This is a genomic window from Aestuariivita sp. (assembly GCF_049276915.1).
Lineage (GTDB): Bacteria > Pseudomonadota > Alphaproteobacteria > Rhodobacterales > Rhodobacteraceae > Aestuariivita.
In genome coordinates this window covers 16,630-33,491 of sequence record NZ_JBASXK010000169.1, presented here as the reverse complement: position 1 = coordinate 33,491, position 16,862 = coordinate 16,630, and the positions used below count along the sequence as shown (strand labels likewise).

General features: G+C 59.8%; 13 protein-coding genes and 1 pseudogene. 4 read left to right on the top strand and 10 right to left on the bottom strand.

What is annotated here, in order from left to right; all coding sequences use genetic code 11:
• Nucleotides 1–169: 169 nt before the first annotated feature.
• From WAO69_RS17920 to WAO69_RS17905, 4 genes and pseudogenes are all read right to left on the bottom strand, one after another.
• Nucleotides 170–1,462 (bottom strand): O-acetylhomoserine aminocarboxypropyltransferase/cysteine synthase family protein, encoded by a 1,293-nt coding sequence (locus WAO69_RS17920; protein WP_422181682.1) that lies wholly within the window; start codon nt 1,460–1,462, stop codon nt 170–172.
• 88 nt (nt 1,463–1,550) lie between these two features.
• Nucleotides 1,551–2,417, bottom strand: coding sequence for an ABC transporter six-transmembrane domain-containing protein (locus tag WAO69_RS17915; protein WP_422181680.1), 867 nt, complete (start codon nt 2,415–2,417; stop codon nt 1,551–1,553).
• A 50-nt stretch (nt 2,418–2,467) separates the two neighbouring features.
• Nucleotides 2,468–3,472: pseudogene (locus WAO69_RS17910) on the bottom strand (hypothetical protein).
• A gap of 144 nt (nt 3,473–3,616) precedes the next feature.
• Nucleotides 3,617–4,309: an SIMPL domain-containing protein gene (locus WAO69_RS17905; protein WP_422181678.1), complete on the bottom strand. Its 693-nt coding sequence runs from the start codon at nt 4,307–4,309 to the stop codon at nt 3,617–3,619.
• A gap of 156 nt (nt 4,310–4,465) precedes the next feature.
• Between WAO69_RS17905 and WAO69_RS17900 the strand changes: the two genes are divergently transcribed.
• Nucleotides 4,466–6,892 (top strand): hypothetical protein, encoded by a 2,427-nt coding sequence (locus WAO69_RS17900; protein WP_422181676.1) that lies wholly within the window; start codon nt 4,466–4,468, stop codon nt 6,890–6,892.
• Nucleotides 6,893–6,983: 91 nt separating this feature from the next.
• Here WAO69_RS17900 and hppD read toward each other — a convergent pair whose 3' ends face one another.
• Nucleotides 6,984–8,078 carry a 4-hydroxyphenylpyruvate dioxygenase gene (hppD, locus tag WAO69_RS17895; RefSeq protein WP_422181674.1) on the bottom strand — a complete coding sequence of 365 codons (1,095 nt, stop codon included), beginning with the start codon at nt 8,076–8,078 and terminating at the stop codon, nt 6,984–6,986.
• Between the two features lie 144 nt (nt 8,079–8,222).
• On the opposite strand from hppD, the gene WAO69_RS17890 reads away from it, so the two are divergent.
• Together WAO69_RS17890 and WAO69_RS17885 are read left to right on the top strand one after the other, a co-directional pair.
• Nucleotides 8,223–8,678 (top strand): Lrp/AsnC family transcriptional regulator, encoded by a 456-nt coding sequence (locus tag WAO69_RS17890; protein WP_422181672.1) that lies wholly within the window; start codon nt 8,223–8,225, stop codon nt 8,676–8,678.
• A gap of 15 nt (nt 8,679–8,693) precedes the next feature.
• Nucleotides 8,694–10,577, top strand: coding sequence for a cation:proton antiporter (locus tag WAO69_RS17885; RefSeq protein ID WP_422181669.1), 1,884 nt, complete (start codon nt 8,694–8,696; stop codon nt 10,575–10,577).
• Nucleotides 10,578–10,581: 4 nt separating this feature from the next.
• Here WAO69_RS17885 and cobT read toward each other — a convergent pair whose 3' ends face one another.
• The gene (gene cobT / locus WAO69_RS17880; protein ID WP_422181667.1) at nt 10,582–11,589 is read right to left on the bottom strand and encodes a nicotinate-nucleotide--dimethylbenzimidazole phosphoribosyltransferase; all 1,008 of its coding nucleotides are present in this window, start codon (nt 11,587–11,589) and stop codon (nt 10,582–10,584) included.
• 82 nt (nt 11,590–11,671) lie between these two features.
• Between cobT and cobS the strand changes: the two genes are divergently transcribed.
• The gene (cobS, locus tag WAO69_RS17875; RefSeq protein WP_422181665.1) at nt 11,672–12,433 is read left to right on the top strand and encodes an adenosylcobinamide-GDP ribazoletransferase; all 762 of its coding nucleotides are present in this window, start codon (nt 11,672–11,674) and stop codon (nt 12,431–12,433) included.
• 68 nt (nt 12,434–12,501) lie between these two features.
• Here cobS and WAO69_RS17870 read toward each other — a convergent pair whose 3' ends face one another.
• The 4 genes from WAO69_RS17870 to WAO69_RS17855 form a co-directional block, all read right to left on the bottom strand.
• A complete protein-coding gene (locus WAO69_RS17870; RefSeq protein ID WP_422181663.1) occupies nt 12,502–13,014 on the bottom strand; it encodes a CarD family transcriptional regulator in 513 nt (170 codons plus the stop codon).
• Nucleotides 13,015–13,306: 292 nt separating this feature from the next.
• Entirely contained in the window at nt 13,307–13,645 is a 339-nt protein-coding gene (gene fdxA / locus WAO69_RS17865; RefSeq protein ID WP_422181661.1) for a ferredoxin FdxA, read from the bottom strand.
• A gap of 55 nt (nt 13,646–13,700) precedes the next feature.
• Nucleotides 13,701–14,075: an RNA-binding S4 domain-containing protein gene (locus WAO69_RS17860; RefSeq protein ID WP_422181659.1), complete on the bottom strand. Its 375-nt coding sequence runs from the start codon at nt 14,073–14,075 to the stop codon at nt 13,701–13,703.
• A gap of 5 nt (nt 14,076–14,080) precedes the next feature.
• Nucleotides 14,081–16,855: a helicase-related protein gene (locus WAO69_RS17855; RefSeq protein ID WP_422181657.1), complete on the bottom strand. Its 2,775-nt coding sequence runs from the start codon at nt 16,853–16,855 to the stop codon at nt 14,081–14,083.
• Nucleotides 16,856–16,862: the final 7 nt, after the last annotated feature.

Genomic DNA, 16,862 nt, shown 5'->3' with positions numbered 1-16,862 from the left:
CTCTTGCATAGAATCTGCCAAGAAATCTCGTCGCCATGTGCGTTCGCCAGCGGACTCAGCAGCGCTCCCGCATGCTGCGCCTGATCCCCAAAAACGCGCAGGCTCTGTCTTGGGGATCAGATAGCTTGCACTGGGTGTGCAGTACCGGGGCATAGCCCCCGGTCAGCATTCAGCGTGTCGTCGCCGCCAGGGCGCGGTCAAGATCGGCGATCAGATCATCGGCATCCTCGATCCCGATCGACACACGCACCACTTCAGGGGCCGCGCCGGCAGCGCGCTGTTGTTCGGGGGTCAGTTGTCGGTGAGTCGTCGAGGCCGAATGGATGATCAGCGAACGTGCGTCGCCCAGGTTGGCCACATGGCTGAATATCTCAAGAGTGTTCACCAGCTTCACACAGGCATCATACCCGCCCTTCACCGCAAAGGTGAAAAGCCCGCCCGCGCCCTTCGGGCAGATCTTCTTGACCCGGTCGAAATAGGGGGAACTTTTCAAACCCGCATAGGTCACATAGTCAACCCGGTCGTCCGCCTCGAGCCATTTGGCAATCTTCTCGGCGTTTTCGACGTGACGCTCCATGCGCAGGCTCAGTGTTTCGATCCCGCACAGGGTGTAATGCGCGGCCTGGGGGTTCATCGTCATGCCCAGATCGCGCAGACCGATGGCAATACCATGGAAGGTGAAGGCCAGAGGCCCGAAGGTCTCGTGAAAGCGCAGGCCGTGATAGGCAGGCTCAGGCTGGCTCAGCGACGGGAACTTGTCAGAGGCTGACCAGTCGAACTTGCCTGAATCAACAACACAGCCCCCGGTGACGGTGCCATTTCCGGTCAGGTACTTCGTTGTGGAATGCACGACAATCGTCGCCCCATGTTCGATGGGCCGGCACAGATAGGGCGTGGCCGAGGTGTTATCCACGATCAGCGGAATGCCGGCCGCATCACCGATTGCGGCAATGGCGGGCAGATCCGTGATATAGCCACCAGGGTTGGCGATGGATTCACAGAAAATCGCGCGAGTGTCGTCATTGATGGCAGCTTTGACCGCATCCAGATCATCAAAATCCACGAATGTCGCTGACCAGCCAAAGCGTTTGATCGTCTGGCTGAACTGCGTGACGGTACCGCCGTAAAGGCGGGTAGAGGCGACAATGTTGCGCCCCGGTTCCATCAGCGGGAACAAGGCCATGATCTGCGCGGCATGTCCTGACGAACAGCACACGGCTCCTACGCCCCCTTCAAGCGTGGCAATCCGCTCTTGGAGCACCGCCACGGTCGGGTTGGTCAGTCGGGAATAAATGTAACCCACTTCCTGCAGGTTAAAGAGTGCTGCAGCATGCTCAGCATCGCGGAACACATAAGCGGTGGTCTGATAGATGGGCGTCTGGCGCGCACCGGTTGCCGGATCCGGGCGTGCGCCCGCGTGGATCTGCAAAGTGTCAAAGCCATAGCTTGGGCCGTCGGTCATGGGATGTCTCCTCACATGCAATTCAGTGACTTCGATAGGGGATCGCCCGCGCTGACACAACTGGTCTTGGTCGCGCGTCGCCCCGTCTTCAGGAATTCGGGGCGGTTGTCGTCTTGTTGATCCGCGCGATGATCTCGGACAGGCGCGACCATTGCTGCAGCGCCTCGGGCAGGTTGAAGGCGGCGTCCATGAACTCCCACGAGTACGTGACAATCGCGAAGATCGCCCCGGCGCTTGCGACCATGACAAGGGCGGTGAAACCCAGATTGACCACCACAAGCGCCATCAGCACTGCATAGATCAACCCATAGACCAAAGCCTCGGTATCTGACAGGCGCACCTCCCAGTGCCGCAGCAGGCGCAGGTGGCGGCCAAAGGCCGGTCCCGTCCGGGTATCAAGCAGGCGCACCTGTTTTTCCGCGCGCGCGTTGATCGCCCGATTGAGGCGGAAGAACCGGTCATGAAAGGCAGTGTAGATCGCCAGCATCGCACCGCCCGCCAGCAGAGCAGTCCCCGCCAGAACCCAGTGATAGGTGAACAGGATGATCACCGACGCCACAAGCTGCACCACTGCCGCCATGAGCACCGGTACCTCTTGTTCCAGGAAATCCACCAATTCGCGCGCCATCAGCACCCGCGCATTCAGCGCCGAGACCGGCAGGTCGCGGTTGCGCGCCGCCAGAACCTGTCCCAGTTCCACCCGCATGGTGCCAAAAACGCGCGTGTCGATCAGTTGGCGCAACACGGCCACGACCACAAGGGCCGCCAGAACCGCGCACAGGTGCCAGAATGCCTCCATCTCGTTCAGCAACAGCCCGTCGATGGTGATCCCCAAAAGCAGCGGCAACATCACCCACAATCCGGTTTCCAGAAGCGTGAGAGCCCAGGTCACGGCCACGCGCAACCAGAACAGCCGCAGCAAGGTGCGCAAGGTGAGGGGACGGTCGTCGAACATGGCTGATCTTGGCGCGAAATGTGCCCGGATACCAGCCGGATCAGGAACGCTCAGCGCATCCAGAAGCCTTCGCGCTTGATACGGTTGCGAATGGCCTGTTCTTTACGCGGCAGGTGATTGCGGTCGAACAGGTCCCGCACCTTTTGCCCGCGCGCCTGATAGACCATGCGCTTGATCGGTTCATATTGCTTGAGCACCTTCTTGATCCTGTTGGGTGCAGCAATCTCTTCCAGCACCTCGACCACCCGGTCGCTCTCACGTGCATAAAGCAAAGGCAAAAGCCGGTAGTGACAGGTGGTTTTGCCGTCGAGATAACCTTCGGCCAGCGCATCGCGCCCTCCGCCAAAGGAATGGATCACCAAAGGCAGTGCCACCTGATCCAATCAGGGATCAAGAGGTTGGCAGACCAACTCCTTGGGCGCGTCATCGCGAATGCGCAAAGCATAGCTCAGAAACCGGTCGCCGAATTCCTTTGGACAGCGGAAAAAGAAAAACCCCGCGTTGAAGTAGAGGTATCTGCGCCAGTATTCATCTGGCTGGGCCAGATCCAACGAACTCTCGAAATCCAGTCCGAACAGGTCATATAGCGATTTCCACGTCTCGGTGTATCCGGGGCCATAAAGCTCCAACACCGGCCAGGTGCCTTCCCGCTTGAGCGAAGCAGTCGGTCTGTCAAAATCAAACGGAACGTCGTTCAACTCATCGGTAATCAGCGTGTCCGTATCAAAGAAAACGAAGGGCTCACCGTCGGGAAGCACCTTCAAGGCCTCGATCTTGTTGCCGTAGGGGTATTTTTCGCCGAAATGGACGTTCTCAAAGGGTACGATCTCGGCACCCAGCCCTTGCAGCGCGCTGACGATCTCGGGATCACGCAGCGAGGGGTCACGCGACCATTTCGCACCAGGCTGTGGCGTGGCGACGATCAGGCGGCCCGCAAAGCCCGGGCTGGCGTGACGCAGGGATGCTGCAAACATCAAAGCCTCATAGCCCAAGCGACCGGCCTGACCGATGATCAGGATGTTAAAGCTCTGCCGATCTGCCTGCATTTGCGCCATGTTTGCCCTGCCCGACTGTTGAGTGCCGGTGTCTCTTTGCACCTACTATACGAGGCGCATGGCTGACCCAAAACCCTGATTTTGTCAAAAAATTCCGCCCCAGCGCAGCCTGCCGCCTTGGCGGGCAACGCAACGCCCCGATCGTTATTCGCCAATCGCGTAGACCATCGACACATTTGCCGACAGGCTCAACTCTCCAGTAGCGATGGGCATGTCCGCGGCACGCGAGGCCAGCGCAAAGCTTTCGGGCCGGGGTGCCCCGCCGAATTCCGACATGGATTGCAGCGGGCCCAGCGCGACACCGGCAGCGTCAGCCAGCAACCTGGCTTTGGCCTGTCCATCCGCCACCGCCCGGCGACGCGCCTCGTCCATGAGCGGATCGGGGTTCTGAAATCCGAACTGAATACCCCCCAAATGGTTGGCACCGTCGCTGACAACTGCATCCAGCACAAAGCCCAGCGTCTCAAGCGCGCGAACCCGCGCTGTAACGGAAATCGAGGCGACAAAGCCGGTGATGCGGGCTGGCTCATCTGTCTGACGGTTGTTCGACCATACCGGGTTCAAAGATATCGAGCCGGTTTGCAAATCCCGAGGAGCGATTCCGGCTTCCTGAAGTCGGGCAAGCACCTTGGAGGCACCTTGGGAGGTCTGCGCCATGGCCTCTGATGCTTCGGCGGATTCGTATGTCACTCCGATCCGAACCGTTGCCATATCCGGTTCGGCCGCAACCTCACCCTGCCCCGATACGGAGATCATCCGCAGGGTCTGTTCGGCCAGCGCCACGGTGCTACCGGCGAAAACCAGCCCAAGTGAAAGCGTCAATGCAGCAAGTCTCATGCAATATCTCCTGAAATCATGTCCGAACCCTGACTTTCTAACACAAAACCTGCAAGCATCAGGATCGTCTTTTACTTTTCCTTGGCACAGTCCTGCCTTAAACTAACTTTCAGCGGTAAAGGCACCGCGCCGCGTGCCGGGAGTACAAACTTAACGATGAAACCCGACCTTGCTCTTTCACTCTCGTTTGAGGGGATCGGCTTGCTTGCGCGCGCGGCAGGCGGTTGGCGCAAGGCGGGTATGGTGTCGCTTGATGCGGCTGAGCTTGCTCTGGCTTTGTCACGATTGCGCCAAACCGCCGTTGACCTGAGCGGCCCAGCCTTTCGCACCAAGCTGATCATCCCGAATGACCAGATCCGGTATCTGAGCGTCGATACCGGCCATGTTTCGACTGCGGACCGCATAAACAAGGTCCGCGCGGCACTGGATGGCGCAACGCCTTATCCGGTCGAAGCCCTTGTCTATGACATCTGTGTCGACGGTCCGCTGACCCATGTGGCAGCGGTCGCCCGCGAAACTCTGGAAGAGGCGGAAAGCTTTGCGCTGGAACATCGCTTCAACCCCCTCAGCTTTGTAGCCATTCCGGGCAATGAGGCGTTTCTGGGTGAACCTTTCTTTGGGCCCACCTCGTTTTCCGAAACCGCGCTGGCAAACGGTCAGCGCGTAGAACCGGACGGCGTCGCCGTCGTGATCATCGGATCACTGGATGACCTGCCGCCGGAACCGCAGGTCGCAAAGCTGTCGTCTTCTCAAGAGCCTTCTGCAGGGGTCGAGGTCGCGTCGACCCAACAGACGGATGTAGTCGCACAAAGCGCGGAACCAATCCAACCAGAGCAGGCTGACCCCGTCTTGCCTGCGCAGGCCGACCCGCTACCTGACGCTGAGGATGCCCCCGGCGAGGTCGTTCCCGGCTTTTCGAGCCGTCGCGCCGGTGTGGCTCCGGCCCTTGGCGGGGCAACACGCTCGACGATATCGCCCCGGATCGATGACGACGATAACCCCACACCCAACCCGACGGCTCTGGCAGCGTCCCTGAAAGCGGACCCGGCTCAGATCGCCGAAAAGCCCGAAGCCCAGACTTGGGCTGCACGATTCCTGAGCCACCGATCATCTGAGCCTGTGGCTGACATGCCCGAGCGCACGCCAGAGCCAGAGGAACACGTCACACCGAAACCGGCACCACCCGTTGGCGCGGCAGTTCCACCCGCACCCGCACCGATCGGTGCTGCAGAACCGAAAATCAAGGTGCCGCGCAAGCCCGCAAAACCCGCATTGTCCGAAACGGATGAGCGTGAGCGGATGACCATCTTTGGCATGCGCGACAAAGACAAAGTGGGCGGAAGCCCACGCCATCTGGGTCTTATCCTGACCACGGTGCTGTTGCTGTTCCTTGCAGGTGTCGCGGCTTGGGCCTCGGTGTTTCTGGATGACGGTGTGTCGTCTCTGTTCAAGCGTGACGAACCTGTGCGCGCGGCTCAGGTCCCTCAAGAGGCGCTGCCTCGCCCCGTCGCCCCCGAACCGGCAGCAACTCAAGACCTTGCCGCACTGTCCACGCCGGAACCCGGCCTCACGGACACGGACGCCGCTGTTCTCGATGCGCTGCGCGAAGAGCCGAACGCGCCTGCGCCGCCTGATGAGACGACAGCAGAAGCACGTTACGCCGTGACCGGCATCTGGCAACGGGCACCCGAACCGCCCACCGAAGCGGGAATGGTCAGCCTTGATGATCTCTACCTGACATCCATCGACGGATCGGTCGATGCACGAGACGCCGTGGCGCTGCCCCGGCAGGACAGCTTTCTGACCGATCAACCTTTGGGTCAGGTGATCTCACCTGCCGGAGCCGGATCGCGTTTTGCCTTTGATGAGAACGGACGGATCATCCCGACGCCCGAAGGTGCGCTCAGCCCGGAAGGGTTTACGGTCGTCTTGGGCCGTCCGCCGGTGGTTCCGCCGCCCACCCCCACGCGGTTCGAGGTGACACCGAACCTCGACGAGGCAACACAGGCCCTTATCACCCTGCGCCCCAGGCTGCGGCCCGCTGATCTGGTTGAGCAAACCGAACGCTCGCAACTGGGTGGTCTGACCCTGAGCGAGTTATCGGGGGTACGCCCTCTTGTGCGTCCCGAGATCGAAAAAACCGAAGAAGAAAGCGACGAAACACCCACAGCCCAAGCGGTGCTTGCATCGCTCACGCCGCGCCTGCGACCGGCCAATATGGCCGGTCTGGTCGAACAAGCCGACCGTAATACGCCTGCCGCCACAGGGGGTGCCACGCAAGTTGCCTCTGCCGCGGCTGTTGCCGCCCCGGCACCCACGGTTGTGCCAAACATTCCGTCTTCCGCCTCGGTGGCGCGGGCGGCTACAATCGACAACGCCATAAACCTGCGCCGCGTGAACCTGATCGGGGTCTATGGCACCCCGTCGAACCGTCGCGCCCTCGTGCGGCTGCCCAATGGCCGCTACAAAAAGGTACAGGTCGGAGATCGCATCGACGGTGGCAGCATTTCCGCCATTGGCGAAAGTGAACTGCGCTATCAGAAGGGCGGGCGCAATGTGACGCTCAAGATCCCGTCAGGTTGAACGCGGCTACAAGCCAGATCCTGAACATGAAAAAGCCGCCCCCGGGTATACCCGGAAGCGGCTGTGTTGTTTCATGCGCCAGACCTGGGCCTTATCCGCCTACCAGCTCTCCGGAATCGATCTGCTCTTGCTCGATGCTTTCGAACAAGGCTTTGAAATTCCCCTCGCCGAACCCATCATCGCCCTTGCGTTGAATGAACTCGAAAAAGATTGGGCCGATTACGGTTTTCGAGAAGATCTGGAGCAGGATCTTGGTTTCACCACCATCCACTACACCTTCGCCGTCAATCAGAATGCCATGCTTTTGCATCCGGTCCAGCGGTTCCTCATGGCCCACAACCCGATCCTTGGAGAGGGCATAATAGGCTGCGGGAGGTCCGGGCATGAATGTGATCCCATTTTCGGCAATCGCATCCACGCTGTCGTAAATGTCGTTGCTTCCCACCGCGATGTGCTGAATGCCTTCGCCATTGTATTTCTTGAGATAGGCCACGATCTGACCCGTCTCTCCCCGATCTTCGTTGATCGGAATTCGGATACGACCGCAAGGTGACGTCAGCGCGCGCGACAGAAGGCCGGTGAACTTGCCAGCAATGTCAAAGAACCGGATCTCGCGAAAATTGAACAGCTCGCCGTAGAACTTGAACCAGACATCCATATTGCCCTTGAACACATTATGCGTGAGGTGATCGAGGTAATAGAACCCCTCCCCCTTTGGCTTGGATTGCGCGATCCAGTCGAATTCCTCGTTATAGGGTGAGGTGTCCCAATACTGATCGGTGAAATAGATCAGAGAGCCGCCGATGCCCTTGATCGCAGGCCAATCGACCGTTTTGTCATCGTCCAGATGTGGCTCTGCCCCTTTGGACACGGCATAATCATAGGCATGCTGCGCATCGCGCACACGCCACGCCATGGACGGTGCACAGGGTCCGTGTTCAGCAACAAAGCGATTGCCGAAAGAGCCCGGCTCGGCGTTGATCACATAGGTGATATCCCCCTGCTGCCAAAGCTCGATCTGCTTGGACTTGTGATTGGCCACATGGACATACCCCATCTTGGCAAAGAGGGTACGAAGCTGCTCGGGCTCGGGATGCGCGAATTCGACAAATTCGAATCCATCTGTTCCTGCAGGGTTTTGATCTGTAATCTCGGCACGCGGTGCGTGATGCGGGAAAGGTCCCATGAGCGCGTCTCCTCTGATGAATCTGTTCGCTTATGCTTAGGATACGCAATATTTCGCGCGTATTCTGCGCATTCTTCATTACGCCTTGACGTTTGCATGCGCATATCCAGCTTTACAGTAAGATTTCATACGGAGTTCACGCGCATGCTTGACAAGATGGACACCAGATTGCTCGACGCACTGCAAAAAGATGCGCACCTGACGGCACAACAATTGGGCGACATTCTCAACCTTTCGCCCAGCCAGGCAGGCCGCCGTCGCCAGCGGCTCGAGTCGGAAGGCTATATTCAGGGCTACTCGGCCAGGCTGGACCCGGGGCGCATCGGTCTGACGGTGCAGGGATTTGTACAGGTCCAACTGGCCACCCACGGCCCTGAACAGTCCGAAAGCTTTTCCCGACTTATCAAGATGCGGCCCGAAGTCATCAGCGCCTGGACCCTGACCGGGGAGGCAGATTACCTGCTGCGCGTCTATTGCAGCGATTTAGCAGCGCTCAACACCTTGATTCATGAGGTGCTTCTGCCGCACCCTGCTGTTGCACGAGTTCAAAGCCAGATCGTGATGGATCAGCTTAAACAAGACGCACCGCTGCCCACCTGACCACCCGGGAGTACCATGGAAACCTTTCTCTTTCAGGCCTCGATCTATCTGGCCGCTGCCGTGATCGCCGTTCCGATCGCCGCCCGTCTTGGGCTGGGGTCGGTTCTGGGCTATCTGGCGGCCGGTATCATGATTGGCCCTGTACTGGGGTTGGTCGGATCCGAGACGCAGGATCTGCAGCATGTCGCAGAATTCGGTGTCGTGATGATGCTGTTTCTCATCGGGCTTGAGCTTGAACCGCGCGCCCTGTGGGCGATGCGCCACCGGCTGATCGGGCTGGGAGGGGCTCAGGTGGTGCTCACCACCCTGGTGCTGACGGCCGCAGCGATGGCGATGGGGCGCCCCTGGACCGAGGCTTTGGCCATCGGTCTGGCCCTGTCCCTTTCGTCCACGGCCATCGTCCTGCAGACCCTGTCTGAAAAGGGATTGATGCAGACAGGAGGTGGGCGCTCGGCCTTCTCGGTGCTGCTGACACAAGACATTGCCGTCATCCCGATCCTTGCGGCGCTGCCTTTGCTGGCGCTCTCGGTTCCATCTCGGCTGGCCGATGATGGCACGACTCACGGCACCGACGCTGGTCATGGTGACGGCCATGGTGGCATGACCTTTTCTCTGGTCGAAGGGTTGCCTGGCTGGGGCGTCACCCTTGTGACACTTGGTGCAATTGCTGCGGTCATCCTGGCGGGCATCTATCTGACACGCCCGGTATTTCGCTATATCCACTTGGCGCGATTGCGCGAAATGTACACCGCGCTTGCCCTGTTGATCGTGGTGGGCATCTCATTCCTGATGATGCTGGTGGGTCTGTCGCCGGCATTGGGTGCGTTTCTGGCGGGCGTTGTGCTGGCCAACAGCGAGTTCCGCCATGAACTGGAAAGCGACCTTGAGCCCTTCAAGGGCCTGTTTCTGGGGCTGTTTTTCATCACGGTCGGGGCCGGTATCGACTTTGTGGCATTCCTGGCGGATCCGGGGGATCTGATCGGGTTGGCTTTGCTGGTGATCTTGGCCAAAGGGATGGTGCTTTATGCGTTGGGCAAAGCCTTCAAACTGAAGGGCCGCGACCAGTGGCTTTTCACGCTTGGCCTTGCTCAGGCGGGTGAGTTTGGCTTTGTGCTGATCTCGTTCTCGCTTCAGCAGAACGTGATACCGGCGGATTTGGGGCAAAAAATGCTGTTGGTCATCGCCCTGTCCATGCTGATCACACCACTTTTGTTCATCCTCTATGACCAGCTCTCGCGCCGGATGGTCGAGACCGGGCCAACGCAGGAGCCCGATGAGATCGATGAGGTCGGCCCGGTGATCATCGCCGGTATCGGGCGCTTTGGTCAGATCGTGAACAGGTTGGTTCAGGCCAGCGGGTTCAAGACGGTCGTTCTGGATCACGACATGCAAACAATCCAGCTGATGCGCCGCTTTGGCTTCAAAGGGTTTCTGGGCGATCCGACACGTCCGGAACTGCTCAAAGCGGCGGGGCTTGCCAAGGCCCAAGTGCTGGTGGTCGCACTGGATGATCCTGCCGCGGCGATCAAACTGGTCAAATATGCGCGCCGCGAACGCCCTGACATCCACATCGTTGCCCGCGCCCATGACCGCAACCATGTGTTCAGCCTGTACAAAGCAGGGGCCAATGACATCGTACGCGAGATGTTTGACGGTAGCCTGCGTGCAGGTCGCTATGTTCTGGAGAATATCGGCCTGAGCGAATACGAGGCCGCCGAGGCCGAACGCACCTTCTATGCCCATGACAGATACGCCGTGCGACAACTGGCCGAAGTCTGGGATCCGGACATCCCGGCCAGTGAAAATGCTGCCTATATCGCGCGCGCCAAGGAATTGGAGAAAGAACTCGAGGTTGCCCTCCTGAACCGCTCGCAAGACACAAGCAAGAAATCCGCCTGAGGTTTCAACCGTCCGCCACACCGGCCTCGGAAAATGTCGCCATGCCCGAATGACAGGCCACGGCGGCTTTCACCACCTGAATGGCAAGCGCCGCGCCCGACCCTTCCCCAAGCCGCATGTCCAAAGACAACAGCGGTGTTTTGTTCAACGCCGCCAGCAAGCGCCCATGCGCGCCCTCTGCACTGAGGTGCCCGGCAACGCAGTGCTCAAGCGCCCGTCCTTCGGTCTGGGCCAGACAGGCCGCCGCAGCCGAACAGATGAACCCATCAAGGATCACCGGGATACGCTCTGTCCGCGCCCGCGCAATCGCCCCTGCCATTGCCGCCAACTCGCGCCCGCCAAGCCGCGCCAATGTCTCCAGCCCATCGCCGCCGCGATGCCGCTGAACACCTTCATCTACAACACGGGCTTTAGTGGCCAGCCCCGCATCATCCACACCGGTGCCCCGCCCGGCCCAATCCGCCGCATCTCCGCCAAATAACGCGCAGGCAATCGCCGCCGCCGAGGTCGTGTTGCCAATGCCCATTTCGCCAACGACCAACAGGTCGCTTGCCGGATCGACAGCATCCCAGCCTGTTTGCAAAGCGATCACGCAATCCGCCTCGCTCATCGCGGGGCCATGCGTGAAATCTGCTGTCGGGCGATCCAGATCCAGCGCATGCACATCCAGTCGCGCGCCAGCGACCTGCGCAAGCTGGTTGATCGCCGCGCCGCCGGCCTGAAAATTCAGCACCATCTGCGCCGTCACTTCAGCCGGAAACGCCGAGACACCTTGCGCTGCAACGCCATGATTTCCCGCAAAAATGATGATCTGCGGTGACGAGACAGCGGGCCGCGGATTTCCCCTCCAACCAGCATACCAGATCGCCAGATCTTCCAACCTGCCCAAAGCGGCAGGGGGCTTGGTCAACTGGGTGTTGCGCTCCCGGGCCGCGGCCTGTGCCTGGGCATCAGCCGCAGGAGCGGCACTCAGAAGGGCGCGCAACCCTTCAAAATCATCAAAATCAGGCATAGGCCACGCCTCGTTGCATCTTGGTATGCCTGCGTGTTTAACCGAAGCACAGCACCTCACAAGACCGGAATACAGATCGGACATGCGCGAAAACGACACTGCCCCTTTCAGGATCCGGGATATCCCCGTTGCCCTTGCGCTGCTGACGCGCCTGCCTGTTCCGAGGTTGCGTGACGAAGCTTTTCAGCGTCAGGCACAGGCGGTGTGGGCCTTTCCACTTGTCGGGCTTGTGGTCGGTGCCATTGCCGCAAGCGCCGCGGCACTTGCGCTGGCCGCCGGATTGCCAGGCGCACTTGCAGCCGGCGTTTTCCTTGCCCTTCAGATCATCCTCACCGGAGCCATGCACGAAGACGGGCTTGCCGACACGGCAGACGGCTTTTGGGGAGGCTGGAGCGTGGAGCGCCGTCTTGAGATCATGAAAGACAGCCATATCGGCACCTATGGCGTCCTTGCCCTGGTGATGTCAGTTGGACTGCGATGGCTGGCCATCAGCCTTGTTCTGGCCAGCAGCATCTGGCTGTTGATCGCCATAGCCGTTGCATCCCGGTTGGGCTTGCCGGCGATGATGTCAGCCTTGCCCCGCGTGCGCCCCGGTGGATTATCCGACCATGTTGGAACCCCACCCGTGCTGGCGGCAGCTTTGTCAGCCGGCCTTGGGTTCGTGCTGCTGATCCTGATTGCGGGTCCGGCGACCGCGCCGTTGATCCTTGCGACATGTCTGGCCGTCGCATTTTGCGCGGCCATCGCGCGCGCAAAGATCGGCGGTCAGACCGGCGACGTGCTGGGGGCGACGCAGCAGGTCACGGAAATCGCCTGTCTTGTGATGCTGGCCGCGATGATCTGAGGGGATCGCAACACAAAAAAGGCCGCGCAAACCACTGCGCGGCCTTTATAATCCGGTGAAATCCGGTTTTAGGCAGCCGCGCGGGATGTCAGCACATCATCCACCTGCTTGGCCGCGGCACCCTCGTCATTGCCGCTTACCGCAGCAACTTCGCGGGTCAGGCGTTCAAGAGCGGCTTCGTAAAGCTGACGCTCGGAATAGCTCTGCTCGCGCTGGTCATCGGTGCGGTGCAGGTCGCGCACCACTTCGGCGATCGAGATCAAGTCGCCTGAGTTGATCTTTTGTTCGTACTCCTGCGCACGGCGCGACCACATAGCACGTTTCACCTTGGCCTTGCCCTTGAGCGTGGTCATCGCTTTGGTGATGACATCGGGCGAGCTCAGCGAGCGCATTCCGACCGACGTGGCCTTGTCCGTTGGCACGCGCAGGGTCATTTTGTCTTTTTCGAACGAGATCACGAACAGTTCCAGCGTGATCCCAGCGACTTCCTGCTCTTCGATCGACAAGATCTGTCCGACGCCATGCGCAGGATAGACAACATATTCATTCGGGCGGAAGTCGAGTTTCTTAGATTTGCTCATGCGTTTTTTCCATTTCCAGACGCTCAGGCGACACGAAAACAACCGCGGGCCAATCCGTTTGCCCCGAGCAGCTGTTTCATTCTGTTGCTGTTTACGAGTCCCGGCACCTGTCGGCGTGCGGGATATATACGTTCGTTAAAGACATCTCGGAGAACATAGCACAAAAATGTGCCTTTCGGAAGAGAACCCTACGGAAACAATCCCCAACACATAAAAATAAGGCTCGAATCCAGAACCGTGACGCACTGTGTTTGCGTGAATCGTGGGATTGCCACGGTTGCTGGCGAATCGCTTAACCGCCCTCGCCCGGCGCTTCCGAGAAATACTTCTCCAACTTGCCGGTCTCACCGTCCCGCTCTTCGGCGTCAGGCAGTTGATCTTTCTTGGTAACGATCACAGGCCAGGCTTCGGAATACTTGCGATTGAACTCGACCCATTTTTCCATGTCCGGCTCTGTATCCGGGCGGATCGCATCTGCGGGGCATTCAGGTTCGCATACACCACAGTCGATGCATTCATCCGGATGTATCACCAGCATGTTCTCGCCTTCGTAAAAGCAGTCCACGGGACAAACCTCTACGCAATCGGTGTATTTGCAGGCGATACAATTGTCGATAACGACATAAGTCATGGGCTGAGATCATCTCTTTTTGGCATTTTCAGCCCAAGTAAATCAGGCGCGGCCTTCATTCAAGCGTCTCTCGGCGAGAAAGATCAAGTGACCTTCTGTCGCGCTTGGTCGGGCGGCCTTTTCCTTCGAAACCGGGATTGTCCGGGGCTTTGTTCTCTTGCGGACTGAGATCGGTGTACAGCGTCTGCGCCTCAGAGGCCGGGCCACGCCGCGTGCCCAGAATTTCAACGCGCACAACCCTGACACGGCGGGCCTGCGCGAAGGTCAGAACATCGCCCTGACCAACCGCGCGCGCTGGTTTGTCGGTCTTTTCGCCGTTGATGCGCACATGGCCTGCGCTGATCTCGCGCGTAGCCATTGATCGCGTCTTGAAGAACCGCGCCTGCCAAAGCCATTTATCCAGGCGCAGTTTATCCTCAGAGGCCTCCAAAGGGCTTACTTCTGATCCCTCAATCCCATCAGAGCCGCAGCAAAGGGATTGTCAGGATCAATCTGCTTTCCCTTTTTGGGGGGACGCGCCGAAAACTGCTGAGGCGCTTTCTCACCGCGATCCGGCTTGCCCTTGGGCTTTCCTTTCGGCTTGCCGCGAGGTTTGCCTCCCGACCGCTCTCCACCACGCTCTGCGGGACGGCCACCCTGACGTGCGGGACGATTGCCGCCCCAGGTAAAGGTGTAAAACACCTCCATCTCGGGCGCGTCATCGCCTGGTTTCGCTGCAACCTCTACGATTGCGGCAGGTTCTTCGGCGGCAGGTGCCTCGGCATCCGCTTCGGTCAGTTCAGCACCCTCGTGACGCGCTGACGCGTCTTCCGCCAAAGCGGCAACTGCCTGTTTGACCTTTGCGCGTTCGCCCTTCTCAGCGCGATAGCCAAGCCCCTGCATCAGATCGGCAAACTGTTCCAGTGTCATGCCGGTGATCGACAGCATATCGGCCTTGGCCTCGAAACCTCCGCGGCTGTTTTCGCCGCGCAGCATGTCAGCCAGCCGTTCCAGCATATCGATGCGTATCGCGCGTTCTCCGGCACCGCGATACCCCGCCATCGACAGATATCCATCAGGCTCGGATGTCGTGTTGGGTATCGTTACCAATCCGGGAGGTGGTGCCTCGGGAAACTGGTCCAGACCATTGGCCAGCGACCACAGCACAAGGCGCAAGCGCGTAGGTGCCGGTTTAAGCAGCAAGGGCATGAAAATCGTGAACTGACCAAAGCGCACGCCATGTTTGCGCAGGGCACCGCGCGCGTCCTGATCCAGTTCCTTGACCTCATTGGCCACGGCACCGCGTTGAATGATCCCCAGATGTTCGACCATCCGGAATGCAAAGCCCCGCGCCAGACCGGACAGGGCCTCGTCCTTTTGCATGGCGATCAGCGGCTCAAAAAGACTGGCGATCTTGCGATCCATGAAATGCTGCAACCGGCGCTGCACCTTTTGCAGAACTTCGGGCCCGGCAACATCATCCACGAACACGTCGATCCGCGGGCGCATCGGCTCTGCCCCGGCAACAAGCTTGCCGACGGCCTGCCCGCCCCACATCAGACCACCCTGCTCGGTAAAGTCGATCTCGGTATCGGGCGCGTTGTAAAACCTGTCTGCACGCAGATGAAAATGAGGAGCCAGCGCCTGAAGCGATGCTGATTTCAGCGCCTTGGCTTCGGCACCGCTTGCGCCTTTGTCCTGGATGAATCGAAATACATCCAGTTTCCCGACGAATTCACCCTCTACGGTGACTTCACCACTGTCGTTTACTTCGGCCAAAAGGGCCTCCTTCTGTTTGAGCCGGCGCAACAAAACCGAGGTGCGCCGGTCCACAAATCTCTGGGTCAGCCGCTCATGGAGCGCATCCGACACTCTGTCTTCTACCGCGCGCGTTTCCTCGCGCCAATGGCTTTCGTCGGAAACCCACCCGTTTCGCTGGGCCACATACGTCCATGTGCGGATATACGCCAGACGTTTCGACAATGTATCGATGTCGCCATCCGTGCGATCAATGCGTTTGATCTGACGCGCGAACCAGTCGGTTGGCACATGGCCCTGCTGATGGAGGTGGTTGAAAATCACCAGCAACAAGCTGGCATGTTCCGAGTGACTGATCCCGCGGAAATCCGGGATTCGGCAGACATCCCACAACAGACGCACCGAGGGGCCATCCGATGCACGCGCCATGACTTCAGCATCCTGTGCCAGCGTCTTGAGCGCCAGAAGGTCATCCGCCTCACGCGCCTTGATCAGCGTTTCGTCGTCGGGATTGGCCTCAAGGCTATGGATCAGCGCATCCACAGCGCCAAATTGCAGAGCGGGGTTGCGCCAGTTCAGCTTCTTGAGCGGCGTGAACCGATGGCCCATGATCGCTTGTGCAACGCCGTCATCGAGCGGGCTTGCCTCGCCGGTCACCCCGAATGTGCCGTTCGACATCCCGCGTCCCGCGCGCCCCGCGATCTGAGCCAGTTCGTTGGGGGCCAGCGGGCGCATGCGCCGGCCGTCAAACTTGGTCAGCGCCGAAAAGGCCACATGGTCGATATCCAGATTGAGCCCCATGCCGATTGCATCGGTGGCGACAAGATAGTCGACCTCTCCGTTCTGATAGAGCGCGACCTGTGCATTGCGCGTGCGCGGACTGAGCGCGCCCATGACCACGGCGGCCCCACCCTTCTGGCGGCGGATCAGCTCGGCGATGGCATAGACATTATCGACGGAAAACCCGACGATGGCCGAACGCGGCGGCATGCGGCTGACCTTTTTCGCGCCCGAATATACCAGCTGGGACATCCGCTCGCGGCCCTGAAACGAAACCTCTGGCACCAGCGCACGGATCGGCCCGCGCATCGTGTCCGACCCCAGAAACAGCGTCTCATGCAATCCGCGTGCGCGCATCAGGCGATCGGTGAACACATGCCCGCGCTCGGGATCGGCACAAAGCTGGATCTCGTCCACGGCAAGAAAGTCGACGCCCATGCCCTCGGGCATCGCCTCGACCGTGCACACCCAGTATTGCGTGCGCGGTGGCACGATCCGTTCCTCGCCGGTGACAAGTGCCACAACAGACGGGCCGCGAATGGACACGATACGGTCATACACCTCACGCGCAAGCAGGCGTAAAGGCAGGCCCATCACACCCGTGCGATAGCCTAGCATACGTTCGATGGCGTAGTGAGTTTTGCCTGTATTGGTCGGGCCGAGGACGGCCACAACCCGCGATGCACCTGCCAAGGGCCTG